At 60.8% G+C, this 24,879-nt stretch carries 18 protein-coding genes; 8 read left to right on the forward strand and 10 right to left on the reverse strand.

Going from position 1 to position 24,879, the window contains the following annotated elements; genetic code table 11:
- Nucleotides 1-33 precede the first annotated feature (33 nt).
- The 4 genes from M5C71_RS05210 (at nucleotide 34) to M5C71_RS05225 (ending at nucleotide 5,938) form a co-directional block, all read left to right on the forward strand.
- Nucleotides 34-1,119, forward strand: a complete 1,086-nt coding sequence (locus M5C71_RS05210) for an acyl carrier protein (RefSeq protein WP_248767380.1) — start codon at nucleotides 34-36, stop codon at nucleotides 1,117-1,119.
- 82 nt (nucleotides 1,120-1,201) lie between these two features.
- Nucleotides 1,202-4,630 carry a beta-ketoacyl synthase N-terminal-like domain-containing protein gene (locus tag M5C71_RS05215; protein WP_248767381.1) on the forward strand — a complete coding sequence of 1,143 codons (3,429 nt, stop codon included), beginning with the start codon at nucleotides 1,202-1,204 and terminating at the stop codon, nucleotides 4,628-4,630.
- Between the two features lie 48 nt (nucleotides 4,631-4,678).
- Nucleotides 4,679-5,155 (forward strand): SRPBCC family protein, encoded by a 477-nt coding sequence (locus M5C71_RS05220; RefSeq protein ID WP_178129842.1) that lies wholly within the window; start codon nucleotides 4,679-4,681, stop codon nucleotides 5,153-5,155.
- Between the two features lie 84 nt (nucleotides 5,156-5,239).
- Nucleotides 5,240-5,938: an outer membrane beta-barrel protein gene (locus M5C71_RS05225; protein ID WP_103496059.1), complete on the forward strand. Its 699-nt coding sequence runs from the start codon at nucleotides 5,240-5,242 to the stop codon at nucleotides 5,936-5,938.
- Between the two features lie 48 nt (nucleotides 5,939-5,986).
- Here M5C71_RS05225 and M5C71_RS05230 read toward each other — a convergent pair whose 3' ends face one another.
- The 6 genes from M5C71_RS05230 to M5C71_RS05255 all read right to left on the reverse strand — a co-directional run bounded on the left by M5C71_RS05230 (nucleotide 5,987) and on the right by M5C71_RS05255 (nucleotide 15,055).
- The gene (locus M5C71_RS05230; RefSeq protein WP_177098756.1) at nucleotides 5,987-8,395 is read right to left on the reverse strand and encodes an MMPL family transporter; all 2,409 of its coding nucleotides are present in this window, start codon (nucleotides 8,393-8,395) and stop codon (nucleotides 5,987-5,989) included.
- Between the two features lie 52 nt (nucleotides 8,396-8,447).
- Nucleotides 8,448-9,551: a YCF48-related protein gene (locus M5C71_RS05235; protein WP_248767382.1), complete on the reverse strand. Its 1,104-nt coding sequence runs from the start codon at nucleotides 9,549-9,551 to the stop codon at nucleotides 8,448-8,450.
- 69 nt (nucleotides 9,552-9,620) lie between these two features.
- On the reverse strand, nucleotides 9,621-10,982 hold the full coding sequence (locus M5C71_RS05240; protein ID WP_248767383.1) for a DUF1329 domain-containing protein: 1,362 nt from the start codon (nucleotides 10,980-10,982) through the stop codon (nucleotides 9,621-9,623).
- A 15-nt stretch (nucleotides 10,983-10,997) separates the two neighbouring features.
- Nucleotides 10,998-12,647 carry a DUF1302 domain-containing protein gene (locus tag M5C71_RS05245; RefSeq protein ID WP_248767384.1) on the reverse strand — a complete coding sequence of 550 codons (1,650 nt, stop codon included), beginning with the start codon at nucleotides 12,645-12,647 and terminating at the stop codon, nucleotides 10,998-11,000.
- 101 nt (nucleotides 12,648-12,748) lie between these two features.
- A complete protein-coding gene (locus M5C71_RS05250) occupies nucleotides 12,749-13,516 on the reverse strand; it encodes a coniferyl-alcohol dehydrogenase (protein WP_100941882.1) in 768 nt (255 codons plus the stop codon).
- Nucleotides 13,517-13,579: 63 nt separating this feature from the next.
- On the reverse strand, nucleotides 13,580-15,055 hold the full coding sequence (locus tag M5C71_RS05255; protein WP_248767385.1) for a benzaldehyde dehydrogenase: 1,476 nt from the start codon (nucleotides 15,053-15,055) through the stop codon (nucleotides 13,580-13,582).
- 292 nt (nucleotides 15,056-15,347) lie between these two features.
- Between M5C71_RS05255 and M5C71_RS05260 the strand changes: the two genes are divergently transcribed.
- A complete protein-coding gene (locus tag M5C71_RS05260) occupies nucleotides 15,348-17,120 on the forward strand; it encodes a sigma-54-dependent Fis family transcriptional regulator (RefSeq protein WP_248767386.1) in 1,773 nt (590 codons plus the stop codon).
- A 188-nt stretch (nucleotides 17,121-17,308) separates the two neighbouring features.
- Nucleotides 17,309-17,920 (forward strand): TetR/AcrR family transcriptional regulator, encoded by a 612-nt coding sequence (locus M5C71_RS05265; protein ID WP_103496940.1) that lies wholly within the window; start codon nucleotides 17,309-17,311, stop codon nucleotides 17,918-17,920.
- Between the two features lie 24 nt (nucleotides 17,921-17,944).
- On the opposite strand, the gene M5C71_RS05270 is transcribed toward M5C71_RS05265, so the two are convergent.
- From M5C71_RS05270 to M5C71_RS05280, 3 genes are all read right to left on the reverse strand, one after another.
- Entirely contained in the window at nucleotides 17,945-19,048 is a 1,104-nt protein-coding gene (locus tag M5C71_RS05270; RefSeq protein WP_103496941.1) for a polyamine ABC transporter substrate-binding protein, read from the reverse strand.
- 39 nt (nucleotides 19,049-19,087) lie between these two features.
- On the reverse strand, nucleotides 19,088-20,425 hold the full coding sequence (locus M5C71_RS05275) for an alginate export family protein (RefSeq protein ID WP_248767387.1): 1,338 nt from the start codon (nucleotides 20,423-20,425) through the stop codon (nucleotides 19,088-19,090).
- Nucleotides 20,426-20,545: 120 nt separating this feature from the next.
- A complete protein-coding gene (locus M5C71_RS05280; RefSeq protein WP_248767388.1) occupies nucleotides 20,546-21,808 on the reverse strand; it encodes a serine hydrolase in 1,263 nt (420 codons plus the stop codon).
- Between the two features lie 244 nt (nucleotides 21,809-22,052).
- Between M5C71_RS05280 and M5C71_RS05285 the strand changes: the two genes are divergently transcribed.
- Nucleotides 22,053-23,096: an aromatic ring-hydroxylating dioxygenase subunit alpha gene (locus tag M5C71_RS05285; RefSeq protein WP_177098764.1), complete on the forward strand. Its 1,044-nt coding sequence runs from the start codon at nucleotides 22,053-22,055 to the stop codon at nucleotides 23,094-23,096.
- The gene (locus M5C71_RS05290; protein ID WP_248746175.1) at nucleotides 23,093-24,043 is read left to right on the forward strand and encodes a PDR/VanB family oxidoreductase; all 951 of its coding nucleotides are present in this window, start codon (nucleotides 23,093-23,095) and stop codon (nucleotides 24,041-24,043) included. Before M5C71_RS05285 ends, M5C71_RS05290 begins: the two co-directional genes overlap by 4 nt.
- A 3-nt stretch (nucleotides 24,044-24,046) precedes the next feature.
- On the opposite strand, the gene M5C71_RS05295 is transcribed toward M5C71_RS05290, so the two are convergent.
- The gene (locus tag M5C71_RS05295; RefSeq protein ID WP_248767389.1) at nucleotides 24,047-24,877 is read right to left on the reverse strand and encodes a phosphodiesterase; all 831 of its coding nucleotides are present in this window, start codon (nucleotides 24,875-24,877) and stop codon (nucleotides 24,047-24,049) included.
- Between the last annotated feature and the right edge of the window lie 2 nt (nucleotides 24,878-24,879).

Here is a 24,879-nt window from a genome sequence, read left to right on the forward strand (position 1 = left end):
GAAATATATACCGACTTTGGTTAGGAGAACCTCATGCGCTTGCAACTCAACGATGTTGTGCAGGAATTTATCGTGTCCAATGGAAAAATAGCACACAGCTATTTCTCGCTCTCAGAAAAAATCATTGATTCACTGTGTGAGTCGAACATAGCAAAAGAATCAATATTGATGCGTGTGCTGGAGCAGGCCGAATCCGTCACCGCACATTACTTCAATGCTCATCAACAAGTTCTCGAGGGCGTTTATGCCCATGGGCTTGAAGCCCCTGTCAATAGAAGCCTTCCGGTGCTGGAACCCCTACAGTCGAACTCGGCCATACTGGCCTCGGCGCCCATTGCCGAACATCCCCCGACACTCAGCTACGGGCAATGGTTGCGCGCCGAAATAAGCTCGGTCACTGGTTTCAACAAGGAACACATCGACTTCGATCAGAGTTTCGAAAGCCTGGGCATCGATTCTCTCGGGCTGGTCGATATTTTCGAGTCCCTGGCCCAGCACTTCCCTGAAAAGAAAGACCTCACCTCATTCCTGTTTGATGCCCCGACCCCAACCGCCCTGTTGGCCCGGCTTGAAGCCAATCCGCAGTCCCCTGCCGTGGATGTCGAAGCCTGGGTATTTGAACAACTGGCTCATATCACCGGTTTTGCGGTTGAGCAGATCGACCGGAAACAGAGCTATGAAAGCCTGGGCCTGGACTCCCTGGTGCAGTTGGACTTCCTGGAGTCGATCGTCGCCTTGTGGCCGTCACTCAAGGCCAACAGTACCGAGTTGGCCAACGCCAAGTTTCCACAGGACACAATCGCCCTGATACAAGCCGCCCTCGCCAGCCCCGAGTCGACCTCGGCAATACCTTGTGAAGTGCAATCACCTGCCACAACGGACGCTCAAGGGCAGATGAGCCATCTGCTTATCGACGCCCTGTCCCCCCTGATCCCGAACACGCCAGAGTCGATCGACATCGAGGCCCCCTTTACACAGTTGGGACTCAACGGTTTTGCCCGGGAAGCACTCTGCCAATCAATGGCGCAACAGTGCTCTGCCAGCGAGTTTGCCGGTGAAGCGCTGATGTCGCGTCGTACGCCGCAGGAAGCCTTGTCGCTTCTGGCAAGACTGAGCTGAAGCACTGAGCCGCTGGAAAAAAGGCATGGAGTCCGGGTGATCGAGCAGATCAGCCCGCATTTGGGTAATCAGGAGATAGGGTATGAGTGGCGCGGTAACAACAGGGGGCGACTTTTGCTTCAGCGCAATGGCGGGCGAGTTTCCAGGGGCGCCGTCAACGGATGCCCTTTGGCACTTGCTCTCTGAAGGGCGGATAGCACCTATCGATTCGATGCCGGCACGCTGGGAGCTGAAGAAAGCGTCAATCTATTCAGACAAGCCCGGAGAAAAGGATCGCACCTATCTGGACAGTGCTTTTTGCCTGACCGATGACGTATCAATCCCCTCTCGTCATGAGGGACGTCAGGTCGCCATCGGCAAAAAAGTCCTCCAGACGCTCCTCACTCAGCTTGCCGGACAGGGCTCCACGCTGATCAAGGAGCGCACAGCCTTGGTGGTCGCGACGTCCTGGAGTGATGAGAGTTACTTCGTCACGGGCATGTCCGGAAAAGCCGATACACCAGGGAGTTCTTCGTCCCGGGGCTATACGCCGGGTGAACAAGTGGCTGAACTGGCGGCGACTTTTGCCTTGGGCGGCCCGGCGCTATCGGTCGATACCGCCTGCAGTTCGTTCCCCTATGCAATCGATATGGCTCAAGCCCTGATCAACAGTGGACAGGCGGATAACGCGATTGTCATGGCATTGAACACCGTGCTGCCACCGGCGCTGTTCCTGGGGTTCTCGCAGTTGACCGCCTTTTCCTCCCGGGCCCGGATGCAGGCGTTCGGCCAGGACGCTGACGGCATTGTGCCAGGCGAATGTGCGGTCGCCTTTCTGGTCGAGCCCGTAGCGCAGGCCCTGATTGCACAGCGCCGCCCCCTGGGCGTCTTGCGGGCATTGGGGCTTTCCGCCGACGGCGCCGAAGGCTCAGTGTTTGCGCCGGGCAAACAGGCCCAGTACACGGCTTACCAACGGGCCTATAACGGTCTTGATCCCCGCGACGTGGACTACATCGAGACCCATGGCACCGGCACACCCTTGGGTGACGCGACAGAGTTGGACTCATTGAACCGCTTCTTCGCCCCCCATCGCACAGGCGGCAAGAAAATAACCATCGGTTCGATCAAGTCCGTCATTGGTCATCCGTTGGCCGCCGCCGGAGGCGCTTCGCTCGCCAAGGCCCTGATGATATTGCGCCATAAAGGTATTCCACCTCAGCCCAACTACCGACCCAGCGCAAAAGTCGGCGAAACCTGCCTGCAGTTGGCCAGCGGGCAGGTACAGCCCCTTGCTGATCGTCAGTCGGCGCTCCGGATAGGCATCTCCAGCTTTGGTTTTGGCGGCGCCAATGCGCATCTGGTGGTGGATGAATATATTCCTGGCAACCGCCCTACCGCTCCCCAGGTCGCCTCCGGCGTGCTGATGCTGGACCTGGCGATTGTCGAGGCTGAAGCGGCGATCGGCAATCACGGCTCATTGCAGTCATTCAAGCAACAGCTCGATCGGCCAGCAGCCCCCTCAGTCATTTTCCCTTATGGGCGCTTCGTTGATTACATCACGACGCCAGCCCAGCCTTTACTGGGAAAATTCCTGGCGCAGGATCGCATCATTGATATCGACGGTTTCGGCATGGGCCCCAAACCACTGGCCCATGTCGATCCGTTCAAGCTGTTGATCACCGATCGCGTCAACCATTTGCTGCGACGCCTGCCGGGTGTGGCCGGCTCCCCCGGCACGGCGATGGTCATGTGCTGCAACATGGGTGGCGAACGCTTCAGTAACGCGTACAGCAGCGCCCACAACTTCTACTCCCGGGCTCAAGGCAAGCCACCGGGCGTGGAGGTAACAGACGTGGCAACCATGCTGCCGAATATGTTGTCCGGCTACCCGGCGCAGATTTTCGACTTCAAGGGTTTCCATCAGACACTGGTTGGCACCCCGGGCCTGTTCTGGCAAACCCTGCTGGCATCGCAGCAATGGTTCAAGGAAGGCATCAACACCCTCTTGCTCGGTGCAGGGCGCTTTATCAGTGGTGAAATCGAGGTCGAACGCGCCCGACACTCAGCGACCCTGCAAGGTGAAGGATTGGGGCTGCTTGCCCTGCGTCCTTATCGACCAGGCTCCAGCGACAAACCTTTGCTGGTGATTCGCGCCGCGGTCCTGGCCCATGCCGCGAAGTCGCTGGAAGAAGCTTGCCAACGGCTGGGTAAGGAACGCAGTCAATACCAGAACATTGAAGTCTGCGAGCTGCAGCCTGATGCGACTCACGCCGGCGGATCACTGCAGGAGATGACCGGTTTCCTGGCTGAAGCCAGTGGCATTGAAACCCTGTTGGCAGTGATGTTGAGTGCATCGTCTCACACGGTGATCGAGGTGCGCGAAGCCGGCAAGGCCGTGATGTGGCTATTTACGGAAAAGCTTCGGGAGTGGAGCCCGGCGGCCGAACCCAGCCCGGCCATCAAGTATCCCTTCACGTTGCGCTTTGCTCACTCGGCCGCCCACGAACTGCAGCAGGTCATCCCACCTGCCCGCCCTGTCAACCTTGCCCGCGAACGGCAACACGATGGCGTCGATGTACTGCAACTCAGTGACATGCTGACCAGCACCCTGCTCTCCGGGTTGCGTGTCAGGGTTCGTGCCATGGAGGGCCTGTTCGCCTTGCACCGTGGTGCTGAAGCCCAGCGCCCGACGCACTGGCAACGCGCCCCGGAAAATATTGTGATCGCCAACGTCCGGCGCAGCCCGCAGTCACTGCACGCCCAGCTCGTGGTGAACGAAGCACACCCTTATTTCTTCGATCACCCTCTTGATCACATCCCCGGCATTTTATTGCTTGAGGGTGTGTTGCAACTGATTGAACTGACCATGCCCCCACTGGGTGGGCGAGTCGCCTATGTCAAAACCCTGAATATCAAGTTCCAGCAGTACGTACAAAAAGAGGGTGTGATCGATCTGCATCTGGAACAAGGCAAAGACCCCCACGTATTCAATGCGAAGGTCATGCAAGCCGGAAAACTGATGTGCACCTGCGTACTCGGGATGGCCTACAGCTCGGCGTTCGAGACAGCGCCCGCCGGCGAGTTCACGGCCACCCGCTGCCGCGACAAGGCCTTGCTGCACAAGGCCAGGGAAGAAAACGTCATCGTCAGTGACATCAGCGGCATCGCCCAGGGCTTGAGCGTGGACACGCTCAAGCTGGCGGACGAGCACTTCTTCCAGGAGGGCGACCCCGACCACTATTCGATGGTGTATTTCCTCGAAGTTGCCCGCCAGTGCTACATGCAGATTGCCCACAGCTATCTGCGGATTCCACTCAACACCCCGATGAACCTGCTGGCCTTGAGTTTCACCCTGGATCGGCCAATCCCCAGGAACAGTCCGTTGTCCTTGGCCCCACAAGCCGGCTTTGACGCGCAGGACCAGCCATTCAAGACCAACCGCGTCTATATCGACCTGTTCAACCGCGGCGAAAAAATCGGCCAAGCCAGTATTACCGCTCAAGTGTTGAGTCGATCAGCGCCCGCTGCCTGAGGCATTGAATTGATCTCAATCTCCACCCCCGACAACCAAGGTGTCGCCGTGAACGATGTGAATGTGCAAGTCCGAGTCAAATCGTCGCCCTCGGAAATATGGAAGATCTGGAGCAATTTTCCAGAAGCCCCGTTATGGGATACCGACGTCAGCCATTGTGAGCTCAATGGTCCGTTCCAACCTGGAACGCGAGGCAAATGCATCCTCAAAAATGGCCTGACCATGCCGCTGAAACTGGAAGCGGTGAAGAAGCATGAAAGCTATCGGAACACGGCAAGGCTGCTTTGGATCGACCTTGAGTTCGATCACCGGATGCACAGGCTTTCCCCGGATGAAACCCAGGTCGTCCATAGCGCGAAGATCTCCGGACGCCTGAGTTTTCTATACCGCGGGCTGCTACGCAAGCTGCTGACCGCGGCCATGACCAGCGCACTGGACAACCTGTGCAGGTTGGCTGAACAACGAGCGAAAGCCAGCAGTCCCCCTGGGCTCGAAAAATCTGGAACGCATTTGCACCCTGTATGAAATATCCCGGGAGAGAGCGTGTTGAACGCTTGCTCCCCAACACGCTGCGCTTACTAATCGATAACGGCACACTTCGGACCGAGCATGAACCTACTAAAAAACACTCAGTATCTTGTGATGGGCGTCATTGGCATGGGCTTTATCGCCCCAGCGTCCAGTTCCGCCGACACGCTCGGCCCCTACATCAGTGCCATGGGCGGCTTGAACTGGGTGGCTCCACAGAACCTTAGCCAGAACCACCTCGACTTTGTCGAGATGGAGTTCAACCAACCGTTACACTCCGGCTACGCCACCGGACTGGCACTGGGCTGGCGATTTCCCGTCGGGCTCCGGCCTGAAGTGGAACTCAGCTACCGCAAAAACACCCTGACCCAGTTCAATCACCGGGTCTACGAAGGCGGCGGGAGCATCAACGGCAAAGGCGAAGAGGAAGCCACCAGCCTGATGGCCAACCTCTGGTATGACGTCTTGAACCTGCCGGCCCCCTTCAGCCGATTCACCCCCTATATTGGCGGCGGCCTGGGCTACACCACCCTTTCGGTCAGTGGCCTGGAAGCCGGTGGCGTCCAGTTCGGCAACACTCATCGCGACACCGTATCGGCCTATCAACTCGGTGCCGGGGTAGGTTACGAGCTCACCGATCAATGGTCCATGTCCCTGGACTATCGATACCTCAAGACTCGTGATGCGCACTTCGGTGACATTCAAGGCCTGCCCCAAGGCGATGTGCACACTGACTACAGCGCCCAGTCACTGATGCTTGGCCTGCATTACTGGTTCTAAGCGATGGTTGGACTGCGGCCCGTGCCTCGGGCCGCAGGTGCACTTGAGTCACTGCACCAGCAGACTCGCTTCAGGCTTTTTTGCGAAGACCTTGCGCGGCAGCAACCACCAGGCCAGTGCCGGTAGCAGGATCAAGGCGCCGAGCATATTCACCAGGAACATGAAGGCCAAAAGGATCCCCATGTCGGCCTGGAACTTGATCGGCGAGAAAGCCCAGGTCGACACCGCCACCGCCAGTGTCATACCGGTCAGCAGTACCACCTTGCCGGTGAACAGCAACGCCTGGTAATAGGCCTGGGCCAAGCTGTCACCGGCTCGCATCCGTGCCAGGATCACGCTCAGGACGTAGAGCGCATAGTCGATGCCGATGCCCACGCCGAGCGCGATCACCGGCAGTGTCGCGACCTTCACCCCCATCCCCAGGGCGACCATCAGCGCCTCGCAAAGAATCGAGGTGAGCATCAGCGGCAGCATCGCGCAGAGGGTGGCACGCCAACTGCGAAAGGTCAGCAGGCATAACAGGCTGACCGCGCCATACACCCAGAACAGCATCTCATGCATGGATTTTTTCACCACGATATTGGTCGCGGCCTCGATCCCGGCGCTGCCGGCGGCGAGCATGAACTTGACCTCCGGCACCGGATGCCCGGCGATAAATTGCTCGCTGGCCTCCACCACCCGGCTCAGGGTATCGGCCTTGTGATCGGCCAGGTAAACGTACAGCGACAGCATCGAACAGCCCTGATTGAACAGCTCCCGCGGTGCCCGGGTCTGTACCGCGCCCAGTGCGCCGTCATTGGGGATCAGCTCATACCATTTGAAATTGCCTTCGTTGTAACCGACCGTGGCGATCTTGCTCAACGCCGCCATCGAGGTGGTCGACTCCACGCCGGGCAGTTGCTCCAACCGCCAGGCCAGCGCATCTACGGCGGACAGGCTGGCATAGCGGGTGCACTGATCTTCCGGCGTCTTGATCATGACCACGAAAATATCCGAGCTGGCCGCATAGTTGCCGGTCATGAACTGCGCATCACGGTTGTAGCGCGAGTCGACGCGCAACTCCGGGGCTCCGGGATCGAGATCGCCGATCTTCAGGTGCAGGCTCACGGCAAAACCGAACGCCGCCAGCAACAGGCCACCGAGCATGGCACCAATGGCCCAGCGCCGTCCGGTGAACCGATCGAGAAAGCGCCACAACGGGTGCTTGATCCGGGCCTGTAGCTCGGCGGTTTCCGAACTCAGGCTGCGTTGCGCCGCCGCCGGGCTGACACCGAAATAGCTGAGCAGGATCGGCAGCAGGATCAGGTTGGTGAAGATCAGCACGGCCACGCCGAGGCTGGCGGTGATCGCCAGGTCCTGGATCACCCGGATATTGATCAGCAGCAACACCGCGAACCCCACGGCATCACAGAGCAACGCAGTCATACCGGCGGCGAACAGTCGGCGGAAGGTATAACGCGCGGCCACCACCCGGTGGGTGCCGCGCCCGACATCCTGCATGATGCCGTTCATCTTCTGCGCGCCATGGCTCATGCCGATGGCAAACACCAGAAACGGCACCAGCGCCGAGTAAGGGTCCAGCTCATAACCGAGGATCGCGAGCAGACCCAGTTGCCAGAGCACCGCCACCAGCGAACAGGTCACCACCACCAGGGTGCTGCGCGCGCAACGGGTGTAGCCATAGAGCACCACCACGGTCACCAATACCGCCACCACGAAGAACAGCAGGACCTGGGTCAGCCCCTCGATCAGATCGCCGGCGATTTTGGTGAAACCGGTGATGTGAATCCGCAGGTCATCGGTCTGGTACTTGCTACGCAGGGCTTCCAGTTGCCGGGAAAAATCGCCGTAGTCCAGGGCTTTGCCGGTCTGCGGATTGATTTCGAGCAAGGGCACGAAAATCACGCTGGACTTGAAGTTGCCGGCCACCAACTGACCGACCTCACCGGAGCGGGCGACGTTGGTTCGCACCTGCTCGATACTGGCGACAGACCCGTCGTAATCGTCAGGGATCACCGTACCGCCATCGAGTCCCTCTTCGGTCACCGCGGTCCAGCGCGTGGTCGGGGTCCATAACGACTTCATGTAGGGCCGGTCGACGCCCGGCAGCAGGTAAAGCTCGTCGTTGAGCCTAGCCAGCGTGTCGAGGTAGTCCTTGGTAAAGATGCTGCCCTGCCCGACCTCCACGGCGATCCGCAACGAGTTGCCCAGGCCACTCAGTTCGCTGCGATTGTTCAGGAAATTGGCGACATAGGGGTGCCCGCCGGGAATGGTTTTCTCATAGCTGGCATTGATGCCGATGCGCGTGGCTTGCCAGCCGAGCACCAGGGTCACCAGCAGGCATAGCAGGATCACCCAGGGCCGGTGGTTGAAGATCGCCCGCTCGGCGAAATTGCCCGAAGCCTGGTCGAAGTCCTCCAGGCGACCAATCACGGTTTGAGTTTTGTCGTCTTTCAAGTCTGACTCCTGTTGCACGGGCCATGGCCCGATAGCGCTACACCGTGAAGTTTCAAGGTTTGCCGGAGGCCTGCGGATCCTGGTCGGCGGCCACGCCGCTCAAGCCGACACTGGCCAGACTGCCGTCGGCCGCCTGTTGCACGGCGGCGACCGTCGCGCCGTTGCGGCTCTGACGTTTGTCAAAACTGCGACCCTGGTCATGGCTGAGCAGGAGCTCCCCGCCCTGGCTGGCCAGCAGCAGACTGCCGTCCTGCAGTTCGATGGCACTCGCCAGCGTTGACTCGACACCGGTGTCCAGGCGTCGCCAACGGGTGCCACGGTCATCCGACCACCAGGCGTTGCCGCGCAAGCCATAGGCAATCAAGGCGCCCCCACGGGTGCCGAGCAGACCGAAAAAGCTGCCTTCATAAGGTGACTTCAAAGGCTGGAAGGAATACCCGGCGTCGCTGGAACGCAACAATAGGCCGCGCTCCCCCACCAGCAGCAGATCGTTGCCCGATGCACGAATGCCGTAGAGGTTCAGGCCTTGTGGATTGTCCACATGCCGCATCCAGGGCTGCCAGCTTCGTCCGCCGTCGTCGGTGCGATAGATCTGGTTGTAGGCACCGACGATGTAGCCATGCAGCCGGTCGCTGAAGTACAGGTCGAGAAACGGTTTGTCCGGTCCGTCGCCCAGTAAATGCCGCGCCTGTTCCAGATTGCCGGCACCACCCGGCTGATCGACATCGCGCTGTGCGCTCTGCACTGCCAACGCGGCGGCAGCCTCGCCATCGAGCTGCTTGTGCCAGGTTTCGCCCCCATCCTCGCTGTGCAGTACCACCCCCAGATGCCCTACCGCCCAACCCTGCTCGGCATCGACGAATTGCACCGCCGTCAGGCTGACGCTGACCGGCACCTTGGCCTGACGCCAACTTTTCCCCGCGTCGTCCGAGAGCAGTACGATGCCGCGTTCACCGACCGCCACCAGACGTTCCCCGGCCCGGGCCAAACCGAGCAATACCGCGCGCGGGGCCTTGGCGGTGGGCAGTGCCGGCTGCTGCAGTGCCGCGAACGTCGCGGCCTGCCCAGCGCCAGACGTACTCGCCAACAGGAACAACGCCAGGGCGCAGGCCCCCCATCGCCGGCCAAAACGCGCAAAGATTCTTTCAAGGTTCATATCTTTATCCTGCTTGGGAAATCACTGGCGACCGCGACGAACCTCTCGCCCGCCACGGTCGCCCATGGTTCAACGCATGTTTTCGTTGGCCATGGCATCCGGCGTGAAGAAGGACGCCGAAGGTTTCGCGACTTTCTGGTACTGAACCGCCAGGTCATTGCTCGATGAGTTGAGGAAGTAGGCACCGGTGTCGAGGTTGTAGCTGCCCCACATGACCTGTGCGGTGAGCGCCGGCAGGTCCGGCGCCAGCAGCGTCAGCGAATACATCTGGCGACCCAGCTTGCCCTGGGCGTCATAACCGTCGGCCATCAGGATCTGCCAGGAGTCCTCGTCGATGTAGTAGGTCCGACGCGGCACCACATGACGCTTGCCGGATTTGAGCGTGGCCTCGACCACCCAGACCCGATGCTTCTCCCAACGCACCAGGTCGGGATTGAGGAAGTTCGGTTTGACCAGCTCATCGCTCTTGGCCAGACCGGCACGGTTATTGTTGTAAGCGACGATCAGTTCTTTCTTGCCCATCAGCTTGAGGTCATAACGATCAGTTGGCCCGAACAGCATGAAGGCTTCGTCGAACAGGCCGACACCGGAGGTGACGAAGTCCGGGGTGTCATAGGCAATATTCGGCGCCCGACGCACCCGGCGCTGACCGACCAGGTATTGCCAGGCCGCACGGTTGGCCGGGTCCAGGTCCCAGTGAGTCATCAGGCCTTCGCCGGCCTTGGACGACGGCAGTTCGGTGAACAGTTTGCCAAGCAGGTATTTGCCGGAGAAATTTTCCGGGCTGCCGTTTTCGATGTAATAGGGAAACTGGTAGGTATACAGCGCCCGGGTGGCCTGGACCTTCTTGCCGCCCGCGGTCATCAGCCAGGTGTCGAACGGAGAACTGATGGTGTCGCCACCCTGCCAGGACAACCGGTAGTTCCACAGGACCTGCGCGCCGTTGTCCGGAATCGGGAACGGGATACCGCCATAGGCGCCGCTGACTTTCTCGCTCTCGACGTCCAGCGTGGCGCGGGTGGCATTCCTCGCGGTGTCGTCGTAGACCCATTGCGGGGCCGCGGCCGAGCGGTGGGTCGGGTACACGTCCAGGCGATAGTCCGGGTATTTCTTCAACAGAATCTTGGTGCCTTCGGCCAGTTCAGCGGCGTACTGCTGCATATTCGAAGCTTTGATCGTGTACAGCGGTTTCTCCCCGGCGAAGGGGTCGGGGCGTTTGTCACCCGGCTTGTATCCCGGCGCGACCTGGGTGTAACCGCCATTCCAGGCCGGAATACTGCCATCGGCGTTGCCGGTGCGTTCGCCGCCCAGGGGCGTCAGTTCGGACTTCAAACGGGCGGCCTGTTCGGGCGACACCGCCGCCTGCGCCAGGCTCATGCCGACAAGGGCCAGGGTCAGGACGCAGGTGTTGAAAAAAGCTTGGTTGCGCATGGCAAATCCACCTTATTAGAATGAGGTTTTCACGTAGAGCGAAATGAAGTCGCGGTCGGCCAGGGATTGTCCGTAGCTGAAGTTGCCGTCCTGGCGCAGCCCGGCTTTCGGGGCGCCGAAGAAGTTCACGTAGTTCAGGCCGACATCCCAGCGCTGCAGATAGGTCGCCTTGAGCCCGACACTCCAGTCGCCGGAGTGGGTGTTGCCGAAGCCCGACTTGTTCACCGCCGAAGAGCGCCCGTCGAGCACCACGCCCATGCCGATCGGCACGGTCAGGTCGATCCCGTCGACAATCTGGAAATACGCCGGCTCCACCAGCACCCGTAGCGCCGTGGCGTCACGGGTCGTATTGGCGTCCAGGGCCGCGGCGTTCTCGGTGATGCTCAGGGTGCGGTTCCAGGCCAGTTCAGCCAGTGCCGAACCGCCGTCCCAGAAGGCCGTCGGCGACAACAGATAGATCGCTGAGAGGTTGGCGTGGGCGGTTTTGCCTCGGGCAAACAACGAGTGGTCACCGCCGTCCGCCAACATGCCTGGGGTGACCACTTGCAGATTGCTCACCAGCGGCGCATTCCAGCGAATCGAGGTTTCACCGGCGAAGTTGAAGGGGCCCTGGGCGGTGGAAAAGCTCATGCCGGCAGTGCGAATATCTTCGGCATAGACCTGACGATAAGTGCTCAGGATCGGCAACCCGGTGGCTGCCGCGGCCGGGCCGTCGAGGTAGGCGTACAGGCCGATCGGGGTTTTGTCGTGATACTGCGCAGCGTAAAAACCCAGCTCCAGCTCGGTCCCGGCCGGTTTGAAGCGGATCTGCATACCACCCTGCCCCGAGTTTTTCGGTTTCAGATCACCTGCGTTCACCGTGTCATTGCCGAACACCTCATGCAGCGAACCGCTGCCGTAGCCGATGGCGTCGGTATCACTCAGGTAGCTACCGGCGCCAGGCAGGTTGGAGCGTTCCCACTCGAACTGGTAGTAGGCCCCCACCGACAGTTGCGGGTTGATCTGCAACTGCCCGGAGATCTGGTTGACCGGACGCAGGATCTCCTTGAACTGGGTCCCCGGCACACTGAGCAACTTGACCACATCGGTCGGGCCCTGGGCATTGGCGATGCCATTGCCGCCGTAGAACAGGCTTTCACCGTAGACCAGGCTGTGCCGCCCCAGGCGCACCACACCCTGGGAGTCTTCACCCAGGTCCCCCCGCAGGAACACGAAGGCGTCGAGGATTTCGGCGTCGCGGCCATTGAGCTTGCGGGTATCGCTGAGGAAATGCGGTTGCTCGCTGCTGTCGGTTTCCTTGTTGTAGACATCGTCGTACCAGGCCGCGCCGCTCACTCGCAGCCCGTAGTTCTTCCGGCTGAGGTCCATTTCGGAAAACAGGTCCAGGCGATTGGAGACCAGGCCCGTGCCGAAGTTTTTATCGCCCTGGCCCTGGATCGAGGGATACAGACCGTTGGCGGTCGGTGCATTGGTCAGGCGGCTGTCCTGCCCCTGCAGGCGCCAGGCCTGGCTGTACTTGATGGTGTTGTCCCAGCGCAGTTTCCAGTCGGAATCACCGAGGTCCAATTGCATGGCCTGCGCCCTTTCAACCATCGCGCCTGTGCTGCATAACGCCAGAAACAGGGCGCAATGCTTAAAACGAAAGCCACCTATTACGTTGTCCATGGACGCTCCTCATTATTTTTATTTTCGGCATGGCTTTGCACGCATGGCGCCAGCCAACACGCTCGGGTAGCGGCTTGCGCCGCTGCTTACAGGTTTGCGTTTCAGATATAGGTGGAGGCCAATCCGCCATCGACCGCCAGGTTGACGCCGTTGATCCAGCGCGACTCGTCGGCACACAGGAAGGCGATCACCGCCGCCACCTCATCGGCATAACCGGGACGCTTCATGCGATGGGCATCGGCCTGGGTCCTGGCCTCGCCGAGCATGCTCACGAAGTCGCCGAGGATGGGGGTGAACACCGGGCCCGGCGCCACGCTGTTCATGCGCACCGAATGTTCGAGAAACCAGGGCTGGGCCTGCAGATAATTCCAGACGATCAAGGCTTCCTTGAAATACTGGTAGCAGGTCTGGTCCGGTACCGGGTGCCCGGCCAGCCAGGCTTGCGCGGCGGCAAAACCCTCGATGCGCGCCAGCTCCTTGTGCAGTTCCAGGCGCAGCGGCCACTCGGCGCCAAGGATCGAGGCGATATTGACGATGCTGCCCCCCGCCGTGATGCGCGGCAGCAGCACGCGGCTCAGGTGGCGCAGGCCGAGGTAGTTGACCCGCGCCAGCAGTTGCGGGTCGGCGGTACCCGGGACTCCGGCGATATTGCACAGGCTATCTATTCGCGCGGGTAGCTGCGGCAACAGCCGGTCGATGCTCTCGGCGCTGCCCAGGTCGCCCTGGACAAAGCCGTCCAGGGTCATGTGCGGAGCCTTCAGATCCACGCCGATCACCTGGGCGCCATGGCTGCGCAGCAGGCTTGCGGTGGCGGCGCCGATACCCGAGGAGACCCCGGTCACTAGCACAATCTTGTTGTCGAGCTTCATGTTGTGTCCTCTTATTGTTTTTGTGTATTCATCTGGCCGACCGCTCGCGTCGACCTGTCTTGCTCAGAACGGGTAGCGCGGCGCGGTGTCCTTGACCGTCACCCATTGCCATTGGGTGTATTCGTCCCAATCGGCCGGACCACCAACGCTGCCGGCATTTCCCGAACTGCCACGCCCGCCGAATGGATTGATGCACTCATCGGCTACCGTCTGGTCGTTGATATGCAGCAGGCCGCAATTGAGTCGCTCGCCCATCGCCATCGCACGCCCGAGCGAAGGCGAGATGATTCCCGCGGACAAGCCGTACTCGGTGCGATTGGCCAATTCGATGGCCTCCTCGTCGTTGGCGAAACTCACCACCGTGGCCACCGGTCCGAAGATCTCCTCGTCGAACGCACGCATGCCCGGACGCACGCCGGTAAGTACCGTGGGTTGGTAGAAAAGCTGGTCAAACTCGCCGCCTGCCTCCAGCCTTGCCCCCGCCGTCAAACTGTCCGTGACGATTTCATGCACCCGTTGCAACTGGCGCTTGTTGATCAAGGGCCCCAGCACCGCCTCGCCACGAGCCGCGTTGCCGACCGTGATCGTCCGGGCTTTCTCGGCCAATCGACGGACCAGTTCTTCAGCGATCGATTCATGAACCAGGATGCGTCCGGTGGCCATGCAGATTTGCCCCTGATGCAACCAGGCGCCCCAGGCGGCATTGCTGGCCGCCAGGTCGAGATCGGCGTCTTCGAGCACGATCAGCGAGTTCTTGCCGCCCAACTCCAGGGCGACTTTCTTCAGATGACGTCCCGCCACCTCCGCGACCTTGCGACCCGCGGCGGTGGAACCGGTGAACGCAATCATCCGCACATGCGGGTCGCGGCACAGCGCCTCACCGGCAACGGCTGTGCCCGGCAACACCTGCAACAGGCCTTTGGGCAGACCGGCTGCCTCGAACAGCCGGGCAATGATGAAGCCACCACTGACCGGAGTCTGCGGATCAGGCTTGAGCACCACGGCGTTGCCGGCCGCCAACGCTGGCGCCACCGAGCGCAGTGAGAGCACCAGGGGGAAGTTGAACGGGGAAATCACCCCGACCACACCGTGGGGCAAGCGGCGGGCATAGGACAAGCGCCCCGCCTCGCTGGGAAGCACCAGGCCATGGGGTTGAGACAGCAGACCCGCCGCCTGATGCAGCAAGACGATCGCCTCCCTGACCTCATGTTCGCCCTTGAACAGACTGCCGCCGCTTTCCCGGGCGATGTACAGCGCCAACTCGGCAAAATGTTGCTGGGCCAGTGCGGCGGCCTTACGAAAGATCTCCGCACGTTCCCGTGGCCCCAATGCCGCCCAGGCCGGCTGCACGCGGGCAGCGCTGAGGCTGGCAAAGGCGATGTCCGCCGCATCCGCCAGCCCGGTCACCGTCAGCACCTCACCGGTGGCCGGCTCATATACGCTATTGCTGCCGCCCAACGGGCGTATCCAGTCGCCGATGAAAATACGCTCACACCACAACTCGTCCTGCAGGAAATCAGAGGGTTCACTTACCGCCATTTCGGCCTCCCGGCTCTTGTGTTTGTCATCGCCCGACACCGCCTTGCTGAAGCGCTGAAGTCGTCTGCGTGGTGAAAGCACTAGAGCAAGGGCCATGCCGATTTCCGCCAGGGCGCCGCTCTTCAAGCCGCGAAGGCTCTGGCTTACGGGTTCGCGCGAAATACCCGCGGACAGGGCGATAGATCCGGCGAGCGCCCGATTCTGCGGCACTTGTCCAAATGATAAAGTTATGTTTAATAACTATTATTGCAGTTGATCATTTCGATCAGTCGACTCGCCCAGGGGCATAACAATGAAAAATCCCCATTCGCTGTTCCCGGATCTCGCGCTGTCGGAGGAACATTTCTCGCCAAGGGGCGACAGTACCCAACTGGCGGAGGGCAACTCACCGACCCTGGCCGAGCTGACCGAATGCCTGTTCTTCTCCCCGGTCGACGGACGCATCTGGCTCAATGATCAGCGCATGCTGCTCTTGCACAGCTCATCCTTCGGCGCACTGCGTCGGGAGATCATCGATCGCCAGGGACTGGAACAGACCCGTGGCCTGTTTACCCGCACCGGCTACCTGTCCGGCGCACGGGATGCCCGACTGATCCGCGAGCGCTGGCCGGACGCCGATGCCGCGGCGATCTTCTCCGCTGGCACACGCCTGCATACCCTTGAAGGCATGACCAAGGTCGAACCCCTGCACTTCAAGTTCGATGCCGACTCCGGTTTCTACGAAGGCGAGTTCCTCTGGCATCATTCCTGCGAAGCCGACGAACATATCGCCGCCTACGGGATCGGCCAGGACCCGGTGTGCTGGACCGAACTGGGCTATGCCATCGGTTATGTCAGTGGGCTGTTCGGGCGCCTGGTGATTTTCCGGGAAATCGAATGCCGGGGCATGGGCCACGAGACCTGCCGCGTGGTCGGCAAGACCGCCGAGCAATGGGGCGATGTCGAACAGGACCTGAGTTATCTCACCGCATCACCGACCCACGCCCCCCTCAGGCAGCACCAGGCCCCGGCACCCGCGCCCCAGGATGACAACGAGCTGTCCGGCGGCCCCAAACCCATTGGCGCCAGCGCGGCCTTCAATGCCGCCACCCTCGCCCTGCAACGCGTGGCGCCAACACCCGCAACGGTGCTGTTCAGTGGTGAGTCAGGGGTTGGCAAGGAGCTGTTTGCCCGTCAGTTGCACCAGTACAGCCCACGCCATCAGGCCGCTTTCGTAGCCCTCAACTGCGCCGCGATCCCGGACAATCTGATCGAGGCGGAGCTGTTCGGCGTCGAACGCGGCGCCTATACCGGCGCAACCCATTCGCGTCCCGGACGCTTCGAACGGGCCCACGGCGGCACCCTGTTCCTCGATGAAATCACCAGCCTCAGCCTGCCCGGGCAAGGCAAGCTACTGCGTGCCTTGCAGGAGCGTGAGATCGAACGCATCGGTGGCGGTCAGCCGATCAAGGTTGATGTGCGAGTGGTGGCGGCGACCAACGTCGACCTGCGCAAAGCGGTAGCGGCTGGCGACTTTCGCGAAGACCTGTTCTACCGCCTGAACGTCTTCCCCATCACCCTGCCGCCGCTGCGTGAGCGACGCGACGATATCCCGTTGCTGATCAATGCGTTCCTGCGGCGCTTCTGCCAGGACTACGGACGCAAGCCTGCCGGGCTGACCATGCGCGCGCTCAAGGCGCTGCTGCGCTACGATTTCCCCGGCAACGTGCGGGAACTGCAGAACCTGGTGGAGCGCGGCCTGATCGCCAGCGAAGATGGCCAAGCCATCGACCTGGTCCACCTGTTTCGCAACGAGCCCATCCCCCAGGAGCTCTACTCCCTGGACAACAATGGCAGCCTGGCGGCCAGCAACCAGAATCCCACCGGCACACAGCCGCGTGCGGCCTTGCTGGAAACCTTGAGCCGGCTGGAGCAGGGTTTCTCCATCGAAGGACTGGAGTCACGCCTGATCGACGAAGCGCTGCAACACAGCGCGGGCAATCTGGCGGCGGCGGCGCGCCTGCTGGGGTTGAGTCGGGCGCAGTTTGCCTATCGCCTGAAGAAGTACCAACAGGCATCGGTCTGACCCAGGCCGCGCCTCTATATTCCACCACCCGAAGTGGCCCCGGTTCGCGCCGGAACCGGCTCATTGAAAACCCCGTGCCAGGCCTGGAGGGCATGTGCGGTTAAGCTTTATTTAATAAAGTATTTTTGCGACAAAGATAATCGATTATCCTGCTGGCTTTCGTACCCGCCTAATTAAAAGGACCTCCCGTGACTGGACTGCGTGAACGCCAGAAAGTCCTACGCCGCCAGGCCATCAGCAAAGCCGCAGTGGAGCTGTTCGAGCGCCAGGGTTTCCAGAACACCACCATCGAACAGATCGCCAACCAGGCCGGGGTCTCGGCGCCCACGGTGTTCAAGTATTTCGGCAACAAGCAGGAAATCATCCTGGAAATCCTGCACGACGCCGACCAGCGCGCCCTCAAGGACACCCGCAGCCAGATCCCCGAAATGGACGATCCGGTCGACACCTTGTGCTACCTGGAACAGCTCTTGACCCGCTACGCCCTGGAAGTGATGCACCCCAGTCTCTGGCGCGAACTGCTGCCGCTGATCCTGTTTGGTGGCGACAATGAACTGCCCGAAGGCTACCGTGCCATGAACGATGCGTTGCGCTCGGAAATCAGTGGCCTGCTCAGGGACCTGCAACAGGCCGGCAAGCTGCGCGGCGACCTCAACGTCGAGACCGCCGCCTTCCTGCTCAATGACTATGCGCACCTTCAACTGCTGCGGCTGGTCAATCAGGAGCCGCCAGACATGGCGTCTCATTCCAGCCAGGTCCGGCGCATCACCGCCCTGCTCTTCCAGGGCATGCACGCCTGAGCCGAGACCCGGCAGCCAGGCTGTTCAGCGATTGGTCTTGATGCTCGTCCAGGTGCGGGTGCGGATCCGCTCCATGGCTGCCGGCATGGGTTGCAGGGCGAACAGCGTTTTACGCGCCTCGTCCGGCACATACATATTGGGGTTGTTACGGATATCGGCATTCACCAAGGCGGTGGCGTCCTTGTTCGGGTTGGGGTAGCCGATCTTGTTGCTGATCCGGGCGATCACATCCGGTCGCAGGATGTAGTTGATGAACGCGTGGGCCTCCTTGGCATCCGGCGCATTGACCGGTACCACCATCACATCCGACCACATGGGCGCACCTTCCTTGGGCAATGCCATCTCGACCTTGACCCCCTTGCCAGCGGCATCGGCCAGTTGCTTGGCCAGCGCTACGCCACCCGACCAGCCCACTGCGACGCAAATATCACCATTGGCCAGATCCATGCCGTAGCGCGACGAGTTGAAGTAGGTGATGTAAGGGCGAATTTTCATCATCGCCGCCTGGGCCTGAGGGTAGTCCTCACGCTTCTGGCTGTTGGGATCGAGGCCCTTGTAGTGCAAGGCGATGGGCACGATCTCGTTGGCCGCATCGAGAAAGCCGACGCCGCAACCGGCCAGTTTGGCGAGGTTCTCTTCCTTGAAGATCATGTCCCAGCTGTTCATCTGCACATTGGCGCCCAGGACCTGCCGCACCTTGTCGACGTTGTAGCCGATCAACGTGGTGCCCCACAGGTAAGGAACCGCGTAGCGATTGCCCGAGTCGCCCACGGCCTCCAGGGATTTCATGAACTCCGGGTCCAGGTGCTGCCAGTTCGGCAGTTGGCTGCGCTCCAGGGGTTCTATGGCACCCGCGGCGATCAGGTGACTCAGGTTGGAACTACTCGGGAAGACCACGTCGTACCCGGAGTTGCCGGTCAGTAGCTTGGACTCCAGGGTCTCGACACTGTCGAACACATCGTAAATCGGGCGGATGCCCGTTTCCTCCTGAAAACTCTTCAGGATCTCAGGCGGCAGGTACTCGATCCAGTTGTAGATCCGGACAGTCCGCTCTTCAGCCAGGCACAAACCACTGGCCGACAACGAAACGACAGCACCCAGCAAGGTGTTACGCAAAAGACGGTTCATGATGAAACACTCCAGCGCGGCCGCAAAGGCTCGCGGCACTTAGTAGCGGTAGGTGAAATACAGTTCCAGCGCGCTGAACTTCTGATCGTCGCCGAACACCTGCCTGGCTGCCGCCAGCGGCTTGACCCAGTTATAGGACAGCGAGGTGGACAGCGATTTCGACGCAGCCCAATCGAGGAAGACGACGCTCTCGTCGGCAAAGCGTCGATCACTGACCGCCGCGCCCATGTAGTTTTTTTCATCCAGCCAGAACTGGTAGTGGATCGCGCCGAGGGTCAGGGCTTCGTTGAGGTGGGTCTTGAGCGAGAACTGTTGAACGTTTTCGTTACTGTTGAACAGCAGGTAGTTGCCGACCACGTCGCCAATCAGCCAGGTGCTCCAATCGACAAAGCCCTTGCTCAAAGGGTCCCAGGCTTTCTGACGGTTATCGGAAAGGTTGTTGTCGCCGGAAAAGCTCGCATAGCGATAGCCGATCACCGGGGTCAGTGGCAAGGTGTTGAAGGCATAATCCGCCTGGCCATACCAGGCATTGGCATCGTAATCCACTCCTTCGCCACTGCCCCGCTCCAGGGCGTATTCGCCATTCAGGGTCAGGTTCGCCACACCCGGGACTTTCGCATTGAGCGCCCTGAGGTTATACACCAGCATCCCGTCACGGCGTCGCGGCAGGGTACTGCCCCTGGGCCCCAGCGCATTGACCCTCATCGCCATGGCCCCCAACGTCACCTGATCGTCGAGGTTGTAATCCAGGTTGACGCCGGTCATGCGGAAGTCCCCCAGATCGTCATCGGTGCGCAAGGTGAAAGCCTGGGCTTTCAGGGAGGCATGGTCCCAGGCCAGGATCGCCGAATCCCTGAAGGCCGTCCTGGGACCCAGCCAGTAGGCGCCGTCCTTTTTCTGGTCGAGGTTACCGTCCATGACGATGAAGCCGGTGCCGATCAGGTAATTCTGGCGACCGGCAGTGAACGTCCACTCGCCACGGCGAAAACCGCCATAGAGTTCTTCTGTCGCCACCTTACCGTCGGAACTGCGGGTGAAACCACCAGCGTCACCATCACCCAAGGTCTTCGCCGCTACCAGAGAGCCGCCGGCCAGCAGGCTGAAATCCGGCTGCACCGCATACTCCAGCTTGACCCCGGGTTTCACGTAGAACTCCTGCCAGTCAATGCTGCTACCGCCGTTCCGGCCGTTACGCATATCAATCCGGCCGCTACCGAAATTGACATTGCGAGTGAAAAGCGTCGCTACGCCGGCGGTGAGATTGACCTCCCCCTTGAGGTCGCCATCCTCGAAGGTGTAGCCCGCCATCGCCGCCTGGGTAGCCAGGGGTAGCCCGACCGCCAATAGCGCGCGTGAAAAACGCATCGTGGGAAACATAGTGAAGCTCCTGTGTGATTTATTGTTGTTACAGGGCAGTTGAGCGGCGGCGCAGTACGCCGCCAAGACCCCTTCGGGTCGGGTGAATCGATTCGCAACGTTGTTGTTTTAAAGCGGTGCTCAACGACTCAGATGGCCGGCGATGGCGCGCAGCATGCGCACGCTGTCGGCATCGAATGGGCCGACGGCATCGGGCAGTGATGACTGCTTGACGATCACCACGCCGGATGGCTTGTCGATGAACAGGTATTGGCCATGAATACCACCGGCCATGAGCGCCTGACTGTGGTCGTTGAAGACGTACCACTGGCTGCGATAGGACGCGCCGGGTGTCCATCTGGAGAACTCGGGGTTCGCGGCGTAGATCGCCGGATCGGAACCGTCGACGATGCACGCGATGGCCTCGCTCGAGAGCAACTGCCGGCCGTCCTGCCGCCCCTCATTGGCCAAAAGGCGGCCGAAACGTGCCATGTCCCGCAGGGTGGCGCTGAAACCGGCCCCCGCCACACCACGGCCCCAGGGGTCGGCCATGAAGTAGCCGTCGCGCTCACAACCCAACTGGCTCCAGATGCCTTGCAGCAACTGGTCGCAGGACTTGCCCGAGGCGCGCTCCATCACCCAGGCCAGGGCTTCGGTGGTGGCGGTCACATAGTGGAAAAAACCACCATGCTCACCGCGCTTTCGCAGGGACGGCAGGTACTGGTAAAGCGACTCGAACTGAGCGTACTGCGGCGGGGTCGGCTGGAAACCGCAGGCGTAGCCATACTGTGAACTCTCGGAATTGGGGTCGTCATAGACCTCGCTGTATTCGATGCCCACGGCCATGTCGAACAGCTGCCGCACGCTGGCATCGGCAAACGCGCCGCCCAGCAGCTCCGGCACGTAATGCACCGCGGGCAATGCCGGGTCGAGGGTGCCCTCGCAGACCAGTTGCTCCCCCAGGGTGCCGATCAGCGACTTGGTAACCGAGAACATGACGTGCCGATCCCGGCGCTGCTGGCCGTTGAAGTACCGCTCGAAGAGCACCGTGTCGCCTTGCATCACCAGGAATGCGTCGGTGTGACTGGCCACAAGGTGATCGATGACGCTGATGCCCAGGCCGCATTCACTGACGAAACTCAGCTCATCCAGCGCCAGTGGCGCCTCCTTCAAGACACCGGTCGTACCTGGGTTGGCCTGCACATCGATGGACGGACGCAGGCGTGCCAGGTTGCGAAACCCCCACTGGTTGAACGGCGGGCTCATCCAGTTGGACCAGGTGACGCGATGTTCCGGTTCGGCCGGAAAACCTTGCATGAGTGACGACGCGACAGGTCCGTCGGCTGAAGACTCATTGGCCTCGACATAAAGACTGGCCAGCAAAGGCAGGTGGTTCTGACTCATGGGGTTGCCCCTGGAAATGACTCTGCGTGAGAGCAGATGCAGGAGAATAATTAACCAAGACTATTTATTTAGTCAATAAAATAATTAATAAGGTTAATTAATGCCTTGGCGCTGTGCGGTTCAGGCGTGCGTCAAACGATCCAGTGGATCCATTGAAAAGTAAAAAGCATTTTTTGTTTGACTTTAATCGCACAAAACAATCCTAATGGATCCACTAAATACAAAAAAAGCTGGGAGAATCGCCATGTATCTCAAGAACACCTGGTACGTCGCCTGTACGCCTGATGAACTCGACAAGCCCCTGGGCCGTCAGATCTGTGGTGAGAAGATGGTTTTTTACCGTGGCCATGAAGGCCAGGTGTCGGCCGTCGAGGACTTCTGCCCCCATCGCGGCGCTCCGCTGTCACTGGGATACGTCGAGAACGGCCAACTGGTGTGCGGTTATCACGGCCTGGTGATGGGTTGCGATGGCAAGACCGTGGAAATGCCGGGGCAGCGGGTCCGGGGATTCCCCTGCAACAAGACCTTCGCCGTGGTCGAGCGCTACGGATTTGTCTGGGTCTGGCCCGGCGATCAGGAGCAGGCCGACGCCGCGCTGATCCCTCATCTGGAATGGGCGATCAGCGACCAGTGGGCCTATGGCGGAGGCCTGTTTCATATCCAGTGCGACTACCGCCTGATGATCGACAACCTGATGGACCTGACCCACGAAACCTACGTGCATGCATCCAGCATCGGCCAGAAGGAAATCGATGAGGTCGCGCCGATCACCACGGTCGAGGGCGACGAGGTGATCACCGCCCGCCACATGGAAAACATCCTGGCACCGCCCTTCTGGCGCATGGCCCTGCGCGGCAACAACCTGGCCGATGATGTGCCGGTTGACCGCTGGCAGATCTGCCGCTTCAGCCCCCCCAGTCATGTGCTGATCGAAGTCGGCGTGGCCCACGCCGGCAAAGGCGGTTATCACGCCGATCCGCAGTTCAAGGCGTCGAGCATCGTCGTCGACTTCATCACCCCGCAAACCGAGACCTCGATCTGGTACTTCTGGGGTATGGCACGCAACTTCAACCCCCGGGACGAAGCCCTGACCGCGAGCATCCGCGAGGGTCAGGGCAAGATTTTCAGCGAAGATCTGGAGATGCTCGAACGCCAGCAACAGAACCTGCTCGACCATCCCCTGCGTAACCTGCTAAAGCTCAATATCGACGCCGGCGGCGTGCAGTCGCGCCGAGTCCTGGAGCGTCTGATCGCCCGGGAACGAGCCCCACAGGAGTCACTGACATGATCGAAGTGCGAGTGGTTTCGCGCCACGACGAAGCCCAGGACATCTGCAGCTACGAGTTGGCCAGTGTCGACGACCAACCACTGCCGGCCTTCAGCGCCGGCGCCCATATCGATGTGCATCTGCCTGGCGGCCTGATCCGACAATACTCCCTGTGCAACCACCCCGAAGAGCGCCATCGTTACCTGATCGGCGTACTCAAGGACCCGGGTTCCCGAGGCGGTTCACGGGCCATGCACGAGCAGATCCGGCCTGGTACGCGCCTGTCGATCAGCGCGCCGCGCAATCTGTTTCCACTGGTCCATGAGGCCAGGCGCAGCCTGCTGTTCGCCGGTGGAATCGGCATTACCCCGCTCCTCTGCATGGCCGAACGCCTGGCACACAGCGGTGCGGATTTCGAACTGCACTACTGCGCCCGTGCGCGGGACCGCGCGGCCTTTATCGAACGGTTGCAACACTCGCCGTTTGCCCACCGGGTGTTCCTGCATTTCGATCAGGAACCCGAGACGGCGCTGGACGCCGCCAAGGTCCTGGCCGCGCCCGAAGACGACGTTCATGTGTATGTGTGTGGCCCCGGTGGCTTTATGCAGCACGTGTTGGATACGGCCAAGGCCTCGGGCTGGCAGGAGCCCTGCCTGCATCGCGAGTACTTCGCCGCCGCGCCCATCGACACTGGCGCCGACGGCAGCTTCTCGATCAGGATCGCCAGCAGCGGCCAAACCTTCGAGGTGCCTGCCGACAAGAGCGTGGTGCAGGTGCTGCAAGACAACGGTATCGAGATCGCCATTTCATGCGAACAAGGTATTTGTGGCACCTGCCTGACTCGGGTTCTGGAGGGCGTGCCGGAACATCGCGACCTGTTCCTCACCGAAGGTGAACAAGCCGCCAACGACCAGTTCACCCCTTGCTGCTCGCGTTCGAAAACGCCACTGCTGGTGCTCGATCTCTAGTTATCAGTCAATCAATCCATTTGCGTCATAAAACGGATACGGCCCGGGATACTCACCAAACACGCCGTTGTGAGTCACCAACGCCTGCTCATGCCAGTGATGCAACAGATACCCCGGCGGTTCCAGGTTGAAATGCGCCGGGGCGGTGGGCTGCAGATCCAGCACGATTTGATGTGAGGTACCGGGGCACACACAAATCAGGCTGCCGCCGAAACGCCGCTGCATCGGCCGATGCAGGTGTCCGCACAACAACCGCTCGACCTGCGGGTGACGGGCAATGAGCCCCTCCAGGGCCATCGCGTTGATGAACGGCTCGCGGTCCATATGGCCAATGCCACTGATAAACGGCGGATGATGCAGAACCAATAGCGTCGGCGCCTCGGGGCGACGGGCCAGTTGTTCATCGAGCCAATGCAACTGACGGTCCTGCAACTGGCCGCCATGGGCGCCGGGTATGCTCGTGTCCAGACCGATAAGGCGTAGCGGATGCTCCTCGACCACCCAATCCAGTGGTTCACCGGCCACTCTCGGCCAGTAGGTGTGATCGGCGAATGCCGCCAACAAATGCTCCCGATTGTCGTGGTTACCGGGCACCAAGTAGAAAGGCATGTGCAGGCGCGCGAGCTCAGGGTGCAGCACGGCATATTCGTCGGGGCGACCGAAGTCCACCAGGTCGCCACTGATTACCACAATATCCGGGCGCGGCCGGCTGGCGTTCAGATGATCGACAGCACGATGCAATGCACCGAGGGTATCGACGACGCCATAGGTCAGTTTCTGACCGGCTTTAAGATGCAGATCGCTGATCTGCGCAACGAGAAATGGACGGTTCAAAA

The sequence above is a fragment of the Pseudomonas sp. MWU12-2345 genome, assembly GCF_023242385.1.
In the GTDB taxonomy this organism is placed as follows: Bacteria; Pseudomonadota; Gammaproteobacteria; order Pseudomonadales; family Pseudomonadaceae; genus Aquipseudomonas; species Aquipseudomonas gingeri_D.